Genomic DNA, 17,343 nt, shown 5'->3' with positions numbered 1-17,343 from the left:
TTTTTAAACAAAAATCATGGACTAGCTTCAGTTATTTAAACCTGAATGTTAATGTGCCATATTAACCACTAAAAAACGATCAAATCATGAAAATAAAACTGATACTTTTTTCATCACTTTTCTCTGCAATAACTTTTGCTCAAAATCTAAGAGGAAAAGCAGAAGTAATGGTGATGGAATCTGAACGACCAAGTAATGTACGATTTGGGAACGTACAAGCGTACGACAGCAACAACAAGCTTATCAACTCGGTATTAACCGATGAAGAGGGAAATTATTCTATGGATTTTAAAGACACTGGAACCTATCATTTAAAAGTCATGTATGCGGGTTATGAAGTGGAGGAAGAGGTCATTAAAATCACTGAGGATCAAGTCAATGATTTTTCTCTTAACAAAGATGCTTCAAAAAAAGCTCGAGTTCTTGAAGAAAAAGAATATAAACTGGACACTCGCTATATGGGAGAGGTTGCTTATTTGAGCAATAACAATGCTCAAGTTCATAACATTACTAAAGGGAAAGGGTTAACTGCTGGTGAAATTAATGATTTTGCAAAGTGGCAATTGTGGAACGACTATTTAAAATCGGACTTATTAAAATACCAAAAGGTATGGAAATTGAATCCTCAAGCTAGGTTTACAGTTCAAGTTTTAAATACAGAAAAAAATCCTGTTGTAGGAGCTACAATAAAACTTTTTGACAAAGGAAATTCGGTGATATGGGAAGCCATTTCTGACAACACAGGAAAGGCTGAACTATGGGGAAAGCTCAATGATATTACAGTAGAAACTGGAAAAATCGAAGTTTCTTACTTAGGGTTGACTAAGGAAATAAAAAGACCTAAACTTTTTACTAAAGGGATTAATAAGATTAAACTTGATATTGACTGTGGCGCAACTTCCAATGAAGTGGAAATAGCTTTTCTAATTGATGCTACAGGAAGTATGGGGGATGAAATAAACTTTATTAAACGCGACTTAAATCAAGTCATGTATAAAGCTCAAAATTTATTTAAAGGGGTAAACATTAAATATGGGAGTGTTTTTTATAGAGATAAAACAGAAGATTATATGACCAAACATAAAGACTTTACCAATGTTTTATCTGAGGCTTTAGTTTTTATTGACGATCAATATGCTAAAGGAGGTGGAGATATGCCAGAGGCTCTAGATGAAGGATTAGCGGTTGCAATCGATCAACTCAGTTGGTCTGAAAATGCAAGAACGAAACTTTTATTTGTGATTTTAGATGCTCCTGCTCATTCGGATGAAAACACCATTCAGCGTTTAGAAAAATTAGCTAGAAAAGCGGCTAAAAAAGGGATTAAAATTGTTCCTATAACAGGTAGTGGAATTAACAAATCTGGAGAATATTTAATGCGTTCGTTAGCTTTATGCACTAATGGGACTTATCTTTTTTTAACGGATCACAGTGGTATAGGTGTAGCTCATATCAAACCAACTGTAGACGAATTTGATGTACAATTACTAACGGAGCGTTTAACGAACGTCATCAAAACGGCTGTTTACTATCCAGAATGTGATGAAATCACCCCACATTTACCTTTAAACTATCCTGATAGTGTTGTTAATTATACATTAGATCAGGGACAGGTATATGTTGACGCTGACACCTTAGGCCATTCTGATTCAACAAGAAGAGATTCATCTCGTGTTACACAGAGAGAAAATAGTATTGAAACAATTGAATGGAAGTTTTATCCGAATCCAACTCGAGACTATGTTACGGTTGAAACTTCAGAGGAAATTGAGTTTATTTATGTCACTGATCTAAGTGGTAAACTCCTCCAAAAAGTGGAATTTAATGGCGCTAGAAACACCAGAATATATTTAGGAGATTATCCTGTTGGAATTTATTTATTGAGATACCCTATTGGCAAACAATGGGTAACAGGAAAAGTTGTTCTAGCAAGATAGCATAATCCAAAATGCCGTTTACAAAAGTTCTATTTTTTATAAATATTTTCTAAGGCATCTGTTAAAATTGGGTATTGAAATTCAAAGCCCGATTTTAACAGTTTTTCTGCTGAAACGGCACTTCCTTTTAGCACTACATCCGACAATTCTCCATATATTGTTCTCAACACAAAACCTGGTACATTGGGTAAAAACATTTTTTTATTCAATGTTTTTGCAATTGTTTTGGTCAACATTTCATTATCTGCAAACTCTGGTGCTACAGCATTATAGACCCCTTTGTATTCTTTATTTTGCAATACTTGATAATAAAGGTTAGCAATATCGTGAATATGTATCCAAGGAACAGCTTGTTTTCCTGTTCCAATTGGAGCTCCGATTCCTAACTTTACTGTTTTATCCATTTTTGCTAATGCGCCTTTATCTTTTGCCAAAACAACACCTGTTCTTAATTTGACGACTCTTGCGCCAATCTCTTGAAATAAATCTGCACTATTTTCCCAATAAACACAACTCTTAGCGATAAAATCGTCATGAGGCTGGTCTTGTTCTGAGAAAACTTTATCTGAATTAACCGCACCATAATATCCAATACCTGAAGCAGATATATAAGATTTGATTGGTATTTGTAATTCTTTTACTTTATCAAACAACAACTTTGCTGTATTTACACGACTTTGAATTATTTCATGCTTTCGACGCATTGTCCATGGTTTATCAGCAATTCCTGCTCCAGCCAAATGAACAATATCTGTAACACCTTGAAAACAGTTTTCATCTATTTTCTTTTGTTTCCAATCCCACTCGTAGGTTTTAATCCCAAATTTTGAATGTGCTGAACGCGTTAGATGTACGACTTCGATGTTATTCGCTAATAATAATTCTGTCAAACGACTTCCAATAAGACCTGATCCACCAGTTATCAATACTTTCATATCCAAAATTTTGGGTAATATAAACGAAAAAGACAATGTGTGAATTTACACATTGTCTTTTTAACTTTCTTTAACCTTAACAAAACTTTAGTATATAGTCTTTGTCGGTTTAAAATTTATTGTTTGATGAATATTTTTGAAATCATTTCACCTTTTATATTTACCTCAATTAAATAAGTTCCAATTGTTAATGTTTCCACATTAATATATTCTTCAGAATTTAGGATTTGTCCATTTTTATGTACTTTCCCAAAAACATCAATAATCCTATACTCCACTGCTCCTTGCTCTGCAATATTTACTTTCAAAAAATCTTGTGCTGGATTGGGGTAAAAAGTAAACAAATCTGAAGCGTTTTGTTTTATAGCCGTTGCGCCTCCAGGTCCCAAAACCGTATAATGCCCCCATACTGCACAATTAGGATTATTTTGTTCAACAACTAATACAGCATAACTTCCTACAGGTAAATTATTGATGGATGATGCTGCTGTTTGAACTTCTTCTGTTCCATTATTCCAAACAAATTCATAAGGTCCATTTCCTCCTGAAACAGAGGCTGTAACTGATCCATTTCCAGAATGTATAGAACTCGTTGATGAATTATTTCCCGACATTGCAACATTGATATTACATCCTGCTGGAGCAACAACATAGCTGACTGTTTTTTGGCACTGATTAGCATCTGTTACTGTTACAAAATATGCTCCTGGAGCTAAGTTGGCGATTGAAGATGTAGTCTCTAAAGTATTCCATAGGTAGGTATATGGAGCTGTTCCACCTGTTACATTTACAGACGCCGTTCCATCTGCTGCACCAAAAGAGGTTTCATTTGTACCTGAAGTTGTTGCTGATAAACTAGCACATGATGGTAAGTTAATTACAATTTCATCGACATGAAACTCACTTCCTGTTTGTGGATAAGGTAGTCCCCAATCATTGTATGGCGATGGCATACCTGGTATAAACATACTTGAACTGCAATCCATTATAGATCCTATACTCGAAGCAATAAAAATATTCATCGTATCTGGAGTTAAATTAGAGTAATATACCATAGGTACATTAATTTGTGTCCAGTTATTAACTGTTGAATTGGTCTCAAAATACGCTTCCCCGACGGTTTCAGACTCACCAGCAACAGGGTTATACCTTGTTAACTCCATATGAAAACCAGCAGCATCTCCATTTTGTGGCATTGATTTATATTTAAAATCTATAGATAAAGGTCTAAGCGTATATGGAACTCCAGATTCTTGAAGACTAGTAAGTTCTACGGTACCACCAAACGGGTTAGGAAGCGAACAATCTATCAATCCAAATGTTTGGTTAGGTAAAAAGTCTGGGCAGTCTGGGCAAGCTCCAGTTACTAACTTCAGGGATGAACTCCCCTCAATAGGATTAGTTGTTTCTCTAAATACAGTTTGAGCTCCTCCACTGGAAGATGTTAAGGAATTTGAAGAGTACCATCCTTGCGGTTCATTTCCAGACCACGTCTCAAAATTTAAATTAGTTTGTGCTGATATTTGAAAAGTAAATACAGCTAAAATTGGTAATAATATTTTTCTCATAATGTGTGTTTAAAAATTCTTTAACAAAAGAATCCCACACTTGTTAATTCTCCAATATTTGGGGCTATACATAGTATATAACTGTTCTATACATCTTCTTAACAATCATACATAAACAACTGCATATCAACTAAATACCATTCATAAAATCCGTAATATTTTCCTCTTTAGAAATCCCCATTTTTTTTCGCAATCTTGATCTAGCAACATCCACACTAGAACTAGATATAGACAATAGTGTTGCCATCTCTTTGGAACTTAGTCCCATTTTTAACATTGAGGATAGTTTTAAGTCTTTGTCTGATAGTTGTGGATACTTAGCCTTTAGCTTTTGATGAAATTTAACATTCATTTGATTAATTTCTTCATTAAAAAAAGCTCGTTCTTCCTCTGAATCGATGATTCGCTTTAGCTTTTTTAACGCTCCTTTTTTCTCTGAAAAAATAGCTTCTTTAGACAAGTCATCTAGCAAAGTATTTTTCTCATTGATGGCATGTACTAATGATTTTATTCTGTTATTTTTTTCATTAACTTCTGTCTCTAGCTCTTTTTTTGCGGTTTCTGTTTCTTTTAGTTGCAAGGCGATTAACTCATGATTCAATTTTTCTAATGCCTCATTTTTTTGAGCAATTTCTTTGGCTTTTTTAAGCCTAATTATACGATAGAAGAACAAACCAATTAATAAAACTGTTACCAATACAAATATTATTACACTAAGCAAGAGCTGAACTTTATAGTCTTTTTCTCTTTGTTTAGTTAGCAGTAATTTTTGACTTTGTAGTTCCTTTTCTTTAGCTAAAATTGCTAACGTTTTTTTTAATCCAATGGCTTCAATTTTTGAAGCATTTTCAATACTTGCTAAGCTGTCTTTGGCTTTTTGGTACTTTTTAAATATTTCAAAGGATTCTTTATATTTCTTTTGCTGTTCAAATACCTGGTACTTTACTTCATACCAATCTTTTTCTATACTTATCTCATCTATTTGATCGGCATATACCTGAGCAGAATCTAATGCTAATAAAGCCTCATCATGTTCGTTATTATTCAACGCTAGCTTTCCTTTTAAAATAAAACAATAAGCCAATATTTCTACCGAGTTTATTTGATGAGCATATTGATATGCTTTTTGGAGATAGTACTTTGCTTGTTGATCTTCTCCAGACTCTTCCAATGCTATTGCTAAACTTACACTAGCGTTTGCTACACCAGATGGGTTCTGGCAAGTGACAAAAGTATCAATAGCCATAACATAATATTGAGTTGATAATTCATTTAATTTTTGAAGGCGGTAGAGTTCCCCTAAACTTGAATAATAATGCGCTTTATAATAAGATTCTTTTTCTTGTTCGGCTATGTTTTTCCCTTTGATGAGTGTTTCTGCTGCTAAATCTAATTGATTCGCTTTTACATAAACATTCCCTAAATTGAGGTATATTCTGGAGAAATGACTAGAATCCCCATCTTGAATAGCAAGACCTAGGGCATCGTTATAGTTATTTATTGCTGCTACAAATTTATGTTGATAAAAGTTATTGATTCCCAATACCTCTAAAATTCGAAGAATCTGATCATTATTTTGACTCTCCTTAGCTATTGGCAAAACGATATGAAATACCGAATCTACTTTTGAATAGTTTTTCTCTTGTAAATAACTCAGCCCTATACCACTATATCCTAAAATGATATTGATCGTATCTTTTTGCTGAATAGCAATGTTTAATGCTTGTGTATAGTTTTTCCTTGAAACAGGATAATCTCCAAGATAAATATTTGCAGAGCCAAGAATTCTATAACAAAATCCTAAGCGATCGATTCTATCGTTGGTTAATACTTGCGGTTTGATACTTTCTGCTAATTCAACTGCAAGTTGAGGATTTTTCATTGTATTCCTTGAAGCGGAATCTAATAAATGATCTATTTTTTTTATTTCTGCTAATTCTAGCTCCAGTTCTTGAGCGTAATGTCCCAAGGTAAAGCACATCGATAAGCACAGTATAAGTATCTTCATTAATTTACTTTTTTGTTTTGAAAAGTAACTTTAACAAAGATTATTCCTTTTAATTACGTTGCAAAGCAATTTGCTTACATTTTTTCTGTAAATCGGCATGTGTGTCCGATTCGATGCACTCTAAGGCTTTTTGAACTTCTGCAAACATGAGTTCTTTTGTAATATCTTCTGCCAGGCCACTTTTAAAAAGAATATCACGAACAGGGCCATTGGCTCCCGCTACAGCAAACAGCAAGTCTTTTTCTCTCAATTCTGCAATTAAATTTCGAAGCATGAGCACAGCACTTGAATCAATATGGTTGACAGCTTCTGCATTCCAAACGATAATTTTTAAGTCTTTTCCTTTTGCTGCTATCATTTTAAATAATTGATCTTTAAAATATTCAATATTTGCAAAATACAACTGCCCATCTAACCGAATGATTAACACTTCTGGATTTTGATTAACATTATCAAATCTATTTTTATTTCTATAATAGTTTGTGCCTTCTATTTGTTCGCATTGTGCAATATGTGGTCTAGCACTTCGATAAATTAACAATACTAATGATAACAGTACTCCCATTAAAATACCTTCTTTTATTCCGATTGTTAACGTTACTATAAATGTTGTGATTAACATCAACAAGTCATCTTTCTTATAGTTCCAAAGTTCTTTTGGGTATTTAAAATCGATTAAACCATAGACTGCAACCATAATAATTGCTGCTAAAACACTTTTCGGTAAATAATAAAATAAAGGAGTTAAAAATAATAGTGTTAGTGCTACTACAGCTGCCGAAATTACAGCTGCCATATTAGTTCTGGCACCAGATTCATCGTTGACTGCCGTTCTTGAAAAGCCTCCTGTAGTGGGATAAGATTGGAACATCGCTCCAACAATATTACCTAAACCTAAGGCAATCAGTTCTTGATTGGGGTCAACTTTATAATCGTCATGTCGTTCTTCAACGGCCTTTGCTACAGATATTGCTTCCATAAAAGCAATTAATGCCAAGGTTGCAGCCAGCGTAAATAGCTCTGAGAAAAACTTCATATCAATGGTAGGAATACTAAAACCAGGCAATCCTTCTGGTATATCTTTTACTATTTTTACGCCATAAGCATCTAAACCAAAAAATTGTACGACTATTATCCCTAGGACTACTACTACTAGGGCTGTAGGTATTTTTTTATTTATTTTTTTGATTACTACAATTAAAACAATTGTAATGATTCCAATAAGAAATGTAGGGAGGTTTATTTCTGTTACTTTTTGGAGGGTATTGTACAGCAAGATATGTATTTGATTACTTCGTTCTATTTCTGTTCCAAATAAATGTTTGACTTGATTGAGTCCTATTATTATTGCTGCCGCAGAGGTAAACCCACTAATGACTGGTCGAGAAAGAAAGCTCACTAGGAAGCCTAATCTAAATACTCCCAAAATAAACTGAATCGCTCCCATCATAAAAGCTAGCGCAATAGCCATAAAAATGTATTGCTCTTCCGAGACATTTGCGATGGCAGTTATTCCGGCTGCGACAATTAAAGAGTCCATTGCTACTGGTCCAACTGCTAATTGTCGAGAGGTTCCGAAAATAGCATAAATAATTTGTGGCAACAACGCTGCATAGAGCCCATAAATCGGTGGTAACTTCGCTATTAAAGCATAAGCAATTCCTTGTGGTATTAACATTACTCCTACTGTTAACCCAGCTGGTAAATCGGCCAAAAAATCTTTTCTAGTGTAGTTGGGTAACCAGGTTAAAATAGGAAGATATTTTTTTAGTAAACGCATACTTTTTTTCAAGTTCTTTTTGTGTTAAAGCAAAGATATCTTAGCTATTTTAGCTATGAAGTAACAATAGTTACGCTATCTCGAAAAATCAAGTTATAACCGATCTAAAAATCAAGCACTTCTATTTTATTTCGATATAATTTAATCTTCCCTTCCTTCTCTAGTTTTTTCAACAAACGAGACACTACTACTCTTGAGGTATGTAAGTTATAGGCGATTTCTTGGTGTGTATTTTCGATGGTGGTTGATCCAATTAATTTGACTTTATCCGTTAGAAATTTATACAAACGCTCATCCATTTTCATAAATGCTAGCGTATCTATTGTTTGCAACATTTCTTCTAAACGCATGTTATAGCTTTCAAACACAAAGTTTTTCCATGTTTGATATTTGCATAACCATTCTTCCATTTTTTGAACGGGAATTAAAATGATCTCGGCATCTTCAACAACAACAGCTTTAATTTCGCTTTTTTTATTTCCCATACAGCAAGTAAGAGAAAAAGCACATGTATCACCTTTTTCTATAAAATAAAGCAACAGCTCCCCTCCATCTTCATCTTCTCTAACAATCTTAATAGAACCGTCTAGCAGCAATGGCATATTCTTGATATAGCTCCCATACTCCATTAATTTTTCACCGCGTTTCATACATTGGTGAAAGCCAATTTCTGCAATTTCTTCTATTAGGGGTTCTTCAAAAAGAAAACCGTAATTATCCTTTAGTTTCTGTAGTATCATTTGTCTGCTTTATTTCTTTTTGAGCATACTCTTCTTCATAGTGAAAAAACAAATTGGCCCAAATTATTTTAGATAAAGCATAAAGATAAGGTCCTAAAATAATTAATGAAACAAATAATAAAGAAATTAATAACATTGGTGTATAAGATGGATACAAAACCAATAAAGCTACCCAAACAGCTACAAACATCGCTATACCAAGAGCATAGGAAACATACATGGCTCCATAATAAAACCCTAATTCAGGAGAATATTTTAACCCACAATGCGAACAAGACTCTCTAATATTCCCAGCCTTTTTGAGGTTATAAGGGTTTTTAGATTCAAAAAATTCACCTTGATGGCAACGAGGACATTTATGTTTAAATATACTGTATAGTCTCTTTTGTAACATCTTCCTTTTTATTTATACTACAAAAATAGTAATTCCTTTATATATGAAATGCAACGAAAGTAACAAAAGGGCGTTAATTGTTTTAAAAAGAGAATTATCATTCCTATTCTTGTTTTGTTATCTTTGGTGAGATTATAATTTCAATATGGACAACATCACTTCACTAGAATATAATACTGAACGCCCTCAAATGACCATTCCTGAATATGGGAGGAACGTTCAAAATATGATTAACCATTGCTTAACTATTGTTGATAAGGAAGAAAGAAACAAATGTGCTCAAGCTATTATTACGGTTATGGGGCAAGTTAATCCTCAACTAAAAGATGTGGAGGATTATGATCATAAATTATGGGATCATTTATTTATCATGTCTAATTTCCAATTAGATGTGGATTCTCCTTACCCAAAGCCTTCTGCAGATTTTTTTGAGAAGAAACCAGAAAAAATTCCTTACCCTCATCGAAAAATCAAATATGGGCATTATGGAGCGATTATGGAGGACTTAATTGCCGCTGCAGTGAAATTAGAAGATGGAGAAGAAAAAACATTCTTAATTAAACGTATTGCTAACCTTTTAAAGACCTCTTATTTACTTTGGAATAGAAACACGGTAAATGATGAAGTTATCGTAAGACATTTAGAAGAATACTCTAAAGGACAATTAACGATTAACCCAGAGGAATTAACGGATACTAAAGAAATATTGAGCCACTTTAAGAAAAACTATAATATTAGCAACCCTATTAGTACGAGCAACAATCGTAAGAGAAACAAGAAAAACAAATCTAACTACAGAAGAAAGTAAACACATCAACTATGGGATCTTTTGAAATACACGGAGGAAATAAATTAAAGGGAGAAATTACTCCTCAAGGAGCAAAAAATGAGGCATTACAAGTTTTGAATGCTGTTTTATTAACTCCTGAAAAAGTAATCATTAGTAATTTACCTGACATCATTGATGTTAATAAACTGATTAATCTTTTACAGGCTCTAGGTGTAAAGGTTGAGAAATTAGATAAAGGAAAGTATAGCTTTCAAGCTGATGAAATTGATGTTGACTATATGTTGACAGAGGAATTTAAAGAGAAAGGTGGAGGATTAAGAGGTTCTATTATGATTGTTGGACCACTTTTAGCTCGTTTTGGAAAAGGGTATATTCCTAAGCCTGGCGGAGATAAAATTGGACGAAGAAGATTAGACACGCACTTTTTAGGGTTTCAAAAATTGGGTGCTGAATTTAATTACGATAGTAAAACGAACTTTTTCAAAGCTGAAGCTAAACAACTGAAAGGAACTTATATGTTGTTGGATGAGGCTTCTGTAACTGGAACTGCCAATATTGTGATGACTGCTGTAATGGCTGAAGGAACAACAACGATTTACAATGCTGCATGTGAGCCTTATTTACAGCAATTGTGTAAGATGTTGAATAGCATGGGCGCAAAAATTAAAGGTGTAGGTTCTAATTTATTGACAATCGAAGGGGTAAAAGAATTGAAAGGATGTGAACATAGAGTCCTTCCAGACATGATTGAAATTGGAAGTTTTATAGGATTGGCAGCTATGACACAATCTGAAATTACCATTAAAGATGTCTCGTATGAAAATTTAGGTCAAATCCCTGAAGTTTTCAAAAGACTAGGGATTAAATTGGAACGTAGAGGTGATGACATTTATATTCCTTCTCAAGAAAACTATGAAATAGAAACTTTTATTGATGGATCTGTAATGACTATTGCTGATGCTCCATGGCCTGGTTTTACTCCTGACCTTTTGAGTATCATCTTGGTAGTAGCAACACAAGCTAAAGGAAGTGTTTTAATTCACCAAAAAATGTTTGAGAGTCGTTTATTCTTTACTGATAAATTGATTGATATGGGAGCTCAAATTATTCTTTGTGATCCACATAGAGCCAATGTGATAGGACTAAACCGTTCGACTGCTTTAAGAGGGATTAACATGACTTCTCCTGATATTAGAGCTGGGGTTTCTCTATTGATTGCTGCGTTATCTGCTGAGGGAACGAGTATCATCAGCAACATTGAGCAAATTGACCGTGGATATGAAGATATTGAATTGCGTTTAAATAACTTGGGGGCTGATATTAGAAGAATTTAGTAAGGAATTACTTATCTTGCTGACTAAATAATTGGAATAGTCTTTGTTAACTATTTCTATTATTAAAATAACTTAAACTAAAAATTTGATGAAAAAAATAAGCATTTTAGCGATCATTGCTCTTTTGACTTTAGGAAGCTTTGCCTTTCCTTGGCCACCTAAGTGGAAAAAAGCGAAAGAACATACAGCACTTAAAGTTGGATTAAATATTGGGGATACAGCTCCTGAATTGGCTTTTAAAGATCCTAATGGGAAAGTAAGAAAGCTTTCTGATTTAAGAGGAAAGATTGTTCTTATTGACTTTTGGGCTTCTTGGTGTGGTCCATGTAGAAGGGAAAATCCTAATGTTGTAAGTGCCTACAATAAATACAACAAAACTAAATTTAAATCAGCAAAAGGTTTTGAGGTTTACAGTGTTTCTTTGGATAGAAATAAAGCCAATTGGATCAATGCTATTGCTCAGGATGGTTTGGTTTGGGACAATCATGTTTCTGACCTTTTATTCTGGAGCAGTGAAGCTGCTAAAATTTATCAGGTAAACTCAATTCCAATGAGTTATTTAATCGATGAAAATGGAGTAATTATTGGTAAGAATTTAAGAGGAGACAATTTACACATTGCGATTGACAAATTATTAAAGTAACAACAACTAAAATCATAAAAAAGGACAACATTTAATCGTGTTGTCCTTTTTTAATATAGCATTTGTAAATGAACAGCAATTGGCTATAATTTCATAAAACTGACATGATAAAATACAACCCTAAACTTTGGTTTAAACACATTTTTCAATTTCACAAGAGTGATACCTTAAGCATCCTTTGGAAAGAGTTAATAGTAGTTGGGATTCTGACGACCATATTAACTTATGTTGAAATGAACTATTTAACCAACCACAAGATTTTTAAGGATTTGGTTTCCGTCTATTCATTGGTTGGTTTTGTTTTATCTCTTCTACTTGTTTTTAGAACAAATACTGCTTACGACAGGTGGTGGGAAGGTCGTAAAAAATGGGGTGAATTAATTAATAACTCTAGGAATTTATCCATAAAAATTAACTCTATTATCACTAACCAAGAAGCTCGCCAATATTTTGAACGAATGATTAGTAATTTTTCTTATTCATTTAAAGAGCATTTAAGAAACAATAAACAATTGGATGAACTCCATTTAACTGAGCAAGAAAAAGTAGACTTAAAGCAATTAGAACACCATCCAAATTATATTATTAATGGGTTGTATAAAAAGTTTCATGAACTAAAGAGCAATGGAGAGATTACACAAGAAGAATTTTTAAGTTTTGATATAAACCTCAAAACATTTTCGGATATCTTAGGTGCTTGTGAACGGATAAAAAATACGCCTATACCTTACTCTTACAGTTTATTCTTAAAAAAGTTTATTTTTATTTATGTCTCTACCCTTCCTTTAGGGTTTATTACCAACTTTGGTTATTACACTGCACTGATTGCAATTTTTATGTTTTACATCCTTGTAAGTATGGAAGTATTAGCTGAAGAAATAGAAGATCCATTTGGAAAAGATGCGAATGATTTAGACACTGATGGGATTTCGGCAAAGATTAAGCACAACATCAACGAAATTTTCAACAGTTAAGCACCTTAACCAGCTCTTATTTAGTAGGTGATCTAATCGTTTTATTTAGATCATATTGAGTTCTTGTATAAAATCTTTTTTTCTTCGTCGAGAAACTTCAAGCTCCATTTCATTGTATAACTCGATAGAACTTTTAGCTTTATTAAAGGCTCTAATGTATCTTTTATTGACAATACATGACTTACTAATTCTAAAGAAGTCGCCATTGTTTTCAAAGACATTGTTAAAATACTTTAAGGGTTTTGTTGAAATAATTTTAGGAATATTATCTACGATTACTTCTGTGTAGTTTCCATCGGCAAGTAAACAAACGACTTCGTCTTCGTTCACAATATTAATCTTATTAGAACTAGATATCGCTACTTGTTTTTTGGTATCATGACTAATGTTGTTGAGCAAGGCCTTAATTTGATAATTATTGGAAATCTCTTTTTCGATCAGTTGAATTGTTCTGTCAACAGCAGACTCCAACTCTTCTGTATCAATTGGCTTTAGGATATAATCAACAGCACTATATTTAAAGGCTTGAATAGCATAGCTATCGTATGCGGTAATAAAGATTAACTTAAAATTAATTTCAGAAAGTTCTTCTAATAAGTTAAACCCTGTTCCATCGAGCATCTCTACATCTAAAAAAACAACTTGGGGCCTTTTCGTTTGAATGAGTTCAACTCCCGTTTTTACAGAATTTGCTTCTCCAAGAATGAAAATTTCTTTTTCTAATTCATTTAATAAAAACTTTAATACTTCTCTTGACTTTGTTTCGTCATCAATAATCACTCCTCCTATCATTTTCAGCTATATATTATATTTTTATTCTTATCCTTACTCTTGTTCCTGTTTGGGTGGTTGAGTTATCACTTAAATCGTTAATCGTAACATTAACGCCATCAAACTCATTTATTAAACTTAATCTGTCTTTCGTGATACGCATTCCAACAGATTTATGTTTCACCTTTTTTCTTTTACTTTTTATTTTTTCGGCTTCTTTCAATCCTACACCATTATCTTCAATAACGCAAAAAAGAACATCTTCTTTTAATTCTATTTCTATTTTTATTTTTCCTCTCTCCTTTTTATTCATTAATCCATGCCATATTGCATTTTCTACATAAGGCTGGATCAACATTGATGGAATTTCATCATAATCCTCATCAACTTCATTTCCTACAAATATCTCATAATCAAATCCATTTTCAAAACGCATTTGCTCTAAATTCATATACAATTTCAACATTTCTAATTCTTCCCCAATTGTGATATACTTTTTTTCAGAAACACTTAAAACTTTTCGTATTAATTTGGCAAATTGTGTTAAATAATGGTTCGTTTCTTTAAAATTATTTTTTAGCATAAAATGCTGTATAGAATTCAGAATATTAAAAATAAAATGAGGATTCATCTGAGAACGTAATGCTTTTAATTCTAATTCCATCAACTTTTTTTCAATGGCGACTTTTTCCTGTTCTTGTAGTAATTCCTTTTCTCTTCTTTTAAAGTAGGTATAAACAATTGAATAGACCGCTAAACCTCCTGATAAAATTAGCAACAATATAAACCACCAAGTTCTCCAAAAAGGAGGGTGAATCGTAAATGAGGCTTTTTGTGTTTCGCTCCAAAATCCATCTTCATTTTCTGCTTTTACTTCAAACTCGTATGCGCCTGGAGGCAGTAAGGTATATCTAGCCAAACGAGATTGCGTTGCTATCCAATTGGAATCTAAACCTTCGCCTAGTAAACGGTATTGATAATTAACCGCACCTTGACTTCTGTAGTTTACCCCTTCATACTTTATTGATATATTATTTTCAGTATAAGTTAATAATGCTAAACTGTCTTTAGGCTTTGACTGATCGTTAACTAAAACAGCTTCTATATAAGTCAAAGGAGGCAAATCATTTACTTTTAGTTCGCTTTTGTTCATCTTCATTAGACCTTTGGTTGTACCAACATATATAGAGTCTTTTATCGATTCTATATCGGTAATCTCTTCCGAAATTAGCCCATGTTTCTCAGATACATTAAAGATCTCTACTGTATTATTTACATCTAAACTTACTTTAGAAACTCCTCTTATAGAACCCAACCAAATTGTTTGTTGATTATCTACATGAATTGTTCGAATTAAATTACTTGGTAAACCTATACTTTCATTAAGTATTCGTTTCAACTGCCCATTTTCCATCACTAACACTCCTTTACTTTTAGTTCCAACAAGAAAAGTTGTAGCATTGAACCTTTCTAAACACGTAACAGAAACAGAAGACAATAGCTGATGTTCAATTGAAATTATAGTTTTTGCCTTTTTTTTATAAATCAGTATCCCTTTATTTGTACCAATCCAAATATTATCTCCATCCATCAACAAGCTAGTACACCAAATATTTTTACTTTTTTCTTTGTAAGAAGAGTAAAAACCCTCTCCACTTTGGTGATAAACATCGAAACCTGTATGATTGGCATGATAGATTGTATCATTCTCAAGCAATAAAACTTTAAAACTACCTGGAGAATCTGAGATCAATTTGACATCTTTTTTCTCTCGTTTTTGATTATAAAATTCCAAACCATCTTCATCAAACTTTCCCCATATTAGCGACCGACTTTTATAATCATAAAAAATATTTAATATATTTTGTGATAACTGATGTATAAGAAAAGTAGTCCTCCCCATCTCATAAAGCTCCCCATTTCTTAAGGCTATATATACTAGTCCTTGTAAGGTATCAACTTCAAGATCATACACTGACGATACTAATTGTTGATGTTTTAAAACAGCTTTATGGGGTAAATAATAAACCCCATTAGATAATGTTGAAAACCACATTCCTCCTTGATTATCTTTGTAAACATAAGAAACAGAAAGGCCTTTAAGAAATGTTCTCTTTTCCTCCAATTGGTTTTCATGATAATGGTACTCTGAAATCCCCTGGTTTTCAATCCCAATATAAGCTATTGAATCTTCAACTTTTATATAAATCCCTTGATCTTGTTCTAATTGCTTTATTTTTTTAGTGGCAATTTGCTCCCCATTGGTCCAAACGAGATTTTTTCGTTCCAGATATGCCATACTATTTTTATGACTCGCCACTCGATAAACACCTCGATTACCCAATATACTCTCCAGCCTTTGTTCTTTACATTTTTCTGTCTCTGAAAATATAGAAGCAATAGTATAGTTTCCCTCAAAATAAGTTTTCTTTTCGTTGCTCATAAACAAACTTCCTACAATATATTCTTCATCGACCTTTATTTGCTCATTTATAATACTTTTTTCAGGTCGAGTAACGATCATCTGTTTAACATCCCCATTAGCATCTATTTTTTGAATGCCGTGGTATAAAGTCCCCAACCAAATATTATCTTCTGTATCAACATAAAAAGAAGCTAACCTCGCTATTCCTTTTATATTTTTTAGCTTATCATTATGGATATATTGATGAATTTTTCCTTTATAATAATAACAAAATTGCCCATTAAAAGACGCAAACCATATTCTGCCTTTAGCATCTTCGGTAATTCGAAAAACCGTATTATCGGTTAAGCCATTTGTAGTATTAAAAACTTCAAACTCATAACCATTGAAACGACACACTCCTCCATCTGTAGCAAACCACATGTACCCCTTAGAATCTTGAAAAGAAAAATAAACCTCCGAACTTGGTAAACCATCTTCTACCGTATAGTTGCGGTAGAAACCTTCTCCTTGTCCAAAACTGAACAAAGAAAAACAGACTAACAATATGAAGATGAGGTATCTTGTCATTTTTAATTGGTATAGCCTACTCGAATTTCTACTTTAGTTCCAGTAGCTTGGCCCTTTTCATCTTTTTTATCTTCAATAATAACATTTATATTGGAATCTTCGTTTAAGATATTCAAACGATCTTTGGTAATTCGCATCCCTACTGATTTACTTTTTATTTTACGACGAGCTTTTAACTTGGCTGCGGCTGCTCGACCAACTCCATTATCGTCTATTGTACAATACAGTGCTCTTTCCCTTAAAGCTATACCTATTCTTATCTTTCCTTTTGTCTCTTTATTCATTAGTCCATGCCATATCGCATTTTCTACATAAGGTTGGATCAGCATTGAGGGGATTTCATCATAATCTTCATCAATAGCTTCATCAACAATTATTTCATAATCAAACCCATCTTCAAAACGCATTTTCTCGAGGTTCATGTATAACCTTAACATCTCTAATTCTTCTCCTATGGAAATATATTGCTTTTCT

At 33.0% G+C, this 17,343-nt stretch carries 14 protein-coding genes; 5 read left to right on the top strand and 9 right to left on the bottom strand.

The window, feature by feature from the left end; all coding sequences use genetic code 11:
• The first annotated feature begins 86 nt into the window (after nt 1-86).
• Nucleotides 87-1,937, top strand: a complete 1,851-nt coding sequence (locus N4A35_01540; GenBank protein ID MCT4580074.1) for a T9SS type A sorting domain-containing protein — start codon at nt 87-89, stop codon at nt 1,935-1,937.
• Between the two features lie 29 nt (nt 1,938-1,966).
• Here N4A35_01540 and N4A35_01535 read toward each other — a convergent pair whose 3' ends face one another.
• From N4A35_01535 to N4A35_01510, 6 genes are all read right to left on the bottom strand, one after another.
• On the bottom strand, nt 1,967-2,872 hold the full coding sequence (locus tag N4A35_01535; GenBank protein MCT4580073.1) for a TIGR01777 family oxidoreductase: 906 nt from the start codon (nt 2,870-2,872) through the stop codon (nt 1,967-1,969).
• A gap of 116 nt (nt 2,873-2,988) precedes the next feature.
• On the bottom strand, nt 2,989-4,440 hold the full coding sequence (locus N4A35_01530) for a T9SS type A sorting domain-containing protein (protein ID MCT4580072.1): 1,452 nt from the start codon (nt 4,438-4,440) through the stop codon (nt 2,989-2,991).
• A 130-nt stretch (nt 4,441-4,570) separates the two neighbouring features.
• The gene (locus tag N4A35_01525; GenBank protein ID MCT4580071.1) at nt 4,571-6,448 is read right to left on the bottom strand and encodes a hypothetical protein; all 1,878 of its coding nucleotides are present in this window, start codon (nt 6,446-6,448) and stop codon (nt 4,571-4,573) included.
• A gap of 49 nt (nt 6,449-6,497) precedes the next feature.
• The gene (gene sulP / locus N4A35_01520) at nt 6,498-8,228 is read right to left on the bottom strand and encodes a sulfate permease (protein ID MCT4580070.1); all 1,731 of its coding nucleotides are present in this window, start codon (nt 8,226-8,228) and stop codon (nt 6,498-6,500) included.
• 104 nt (nt 8,229-8,332) lie between these two features.
• Nucleotides 8,333-8,965 (bottom strand): Crp/Fnr family transcriptional regulator, encoded by a 633-nt coding sequence (locus N4A35_01515; GenBank protein MCT4580069.1) that lies wholly within the window; start codon nt 8,963-8,965, stop codon nt 8,333-8,335.
• A complete protein-coding gene (locus N4A35_01510) occupies nt 8,943-9,362 on the bottom strand; it encodes a DUF983 domain-containing protein (protein MCT4580068.1) in 420 nt (139 codons plus the stop codon). Before N4A35_01510 ends, N4A35_01515 begins: the two co-directional genes overlap by 23 nt.
• Before the next feature lie 145 nt (nt 9,363-9,507).
• Between N4A35_01510 and N4A35_01505 the strand changes: the two genes are divergently transcribed.
• From N4A35_01505 to N4A35_01490, 4 genes are all read left to right on the top strand, one after another.
• A complete protein-coding gene (locus tag N4A35_01505) occupies nt 9,508-10,170 on the top strand; it encodes a DUF4290 domain-containing protein (protein ID MCT4580067.1) in 663 nt (220 codons plus the stop codon).
• An 11-nt stretch (nt 10,171-10,181) separates the two neighbouring features.
• Nucleotides 10,182-11,486: a UDP-N-acetylglucosamine 1-carboxyvinyltransferase gene (murA, locus tag N4A35_01500; protein MCT4580066.1), complete on the top strand. Its 1,305-nt coding sequence runs from the start codon at nt 10,182-10,184 to the stop codon at nt 11,484-11,486.
• Between the two features lie 88 nt (nt 11,487-11,574).
• Nucleotides 11,575-12,129: a TlpA family protein disulfide reductase gene (locus N4A35_01495; protein MCT4580065.1), complete on the top strand. Its 555-nt coding sequence runs from the start codon at nt 11,575-11,577 to the stop codon at nt 12,127-12,129.
• Between the two features lie 104 nt (nt 12,130-12,233).
• Nucleotides 12,234-13,103, top strand: a complete 870-nt coding sequence (locus tag N4A35_01490; GenBank protein MCT4580064.1) for a hypothetical protein — start codon at nt 12,234-12,236, stop codon at nt 13,101-13,103.
• Between the two features lie 45 nt (nt 13,104-13,148).
• On the opposite strand, the gene N4A35_01485 is transcribed toward N4A35_01490, so the two are convergent.
• The 3 genes from N4A35_01485 to N4A35_01475 form a co-directional block, all read right to left on the bottom strand.
• Nucleotides 13,149-13,895 (bottom strand): response regulator transcription factor, encoded by a 747-nt coding sequence (locus N4A35_01485; GenBank protein MCT4580063.1) that lies wholly within the window; start codon nt 13,893-13,895, stop codon nt 13,149-13,151.
• A gap of 13 nt (nt 13,896-13,908) precedes the next feature.
• Complete coding sequence (locus N4A35_01480) at nt 13,909-16,869, bottom strand: histidine kinase (GenBank protein ID MCT4580062.1); 2,961 nt, start codon at nt 16,867-16,869, stop codon at nt 13,909-13,911.
• A 2-nt stretch (nt 16,870-16,871) separates the two neighbouring features.
• Nucleotides 16,872-17,343: sensor histidine kinase (locus N4A35_01475; GenBank protein ID MCT4580061.1), on the bottom strand; the 472-nt coding region annotated here is incomplete at its 5' end.

The sequence above is a fragment of the Flavobacteriales bacterium genome (genome assembly GCA_025210295.1).
Classification (GTDB): Bacteria; Bacteroidota; Bacteroidia; order Flavobacteriales_D; family Parvicellaceae; genus S010-51.
This window is presented reverse-complemented; position numbering and strand designations above follow the sequence as displayed.

Bases quoted from the DNA above. Each gene is read 5' to 3' on its own strand.
- N4A35_01540 (MCT4580074.1), top strand. From the start codon at position 87: ATGAAAATAAAACTGATACTTTTTTCATCACTTTTCTCTGCAATAACT.
- N4A35_01535 (MCT4580073.1), bottom strand. From the start codon at position 2,872: ATGAAAGTATTGATAACTGGTGGATCAGGTCTTATTGGAAGTCGTTTG.
- N4A35_01530 (MCT4580072.1), bottom strand. From the start codon at position 4,440: ATGAGAAAAATATTATTACCAATTTTAGCTGTATTTACTTTTCAAATA.
- N4A35_01525 (MCT4580071.1), bottom strand. From the start codon at position 6,448: ATGAAGATACTTATACTGTGCTTATCGATGTGCTTTACCTTGGGACAT.
- sulP (MCT4580070.1), bottom strand. From the start codon at position 8,228: ATGCGTTTACTAAAAAAATATCTTCCTATTTTAACCTGGTTACCCAAC.
- N4A35_01510 (MCT4580068.1), bottom strand. From the start codon at position 9,362: ATGTTACAAAAGAGACTATACAGTATATTTAAACATAAATGTCCTCGT.
- N4A35_01505 (MCT4580067.1), top strand. From the start codon at position 9,508: ATGGACAACATCACTTCACTAGAATATAATACTGAACGCCCTCAAATG.
- murA (MCT4580066.1), top strand. From the start codon at position 10,182: ATGGGATCTTTTGAAATACACGGAGGAAATAAATTAAAGGGAGAAATT.
- N4A35_01495 (MCT4580065.1), top strand. From the start codon at position 11,575: ATGAAAAAAATAAGCATTTTAGCGATCATTGCTCTTTTGACTTTAGGA.
- N4A35_01490 (MCT4580064.1), top strand. From the start codon at position 12,234: ATGATAAAATACAACCCTAAACTTTGGTTTAAACACATTTTTCAATTT.
- N4A35_01485 (MCT4580063.1), bottom strand. From the start codon at position 13,895: ATGATAGGAGGAGTGATTATTGATGACGAAACAAAGTCAAGAGAAGTA.
- N4A35_01480 (MCT4580062.1), bottom strand. From the start codon at position 16,869: ATGACAAGATACCTCATCTTCATATTGTTAGTCTGTTTTTCTTTGTTC.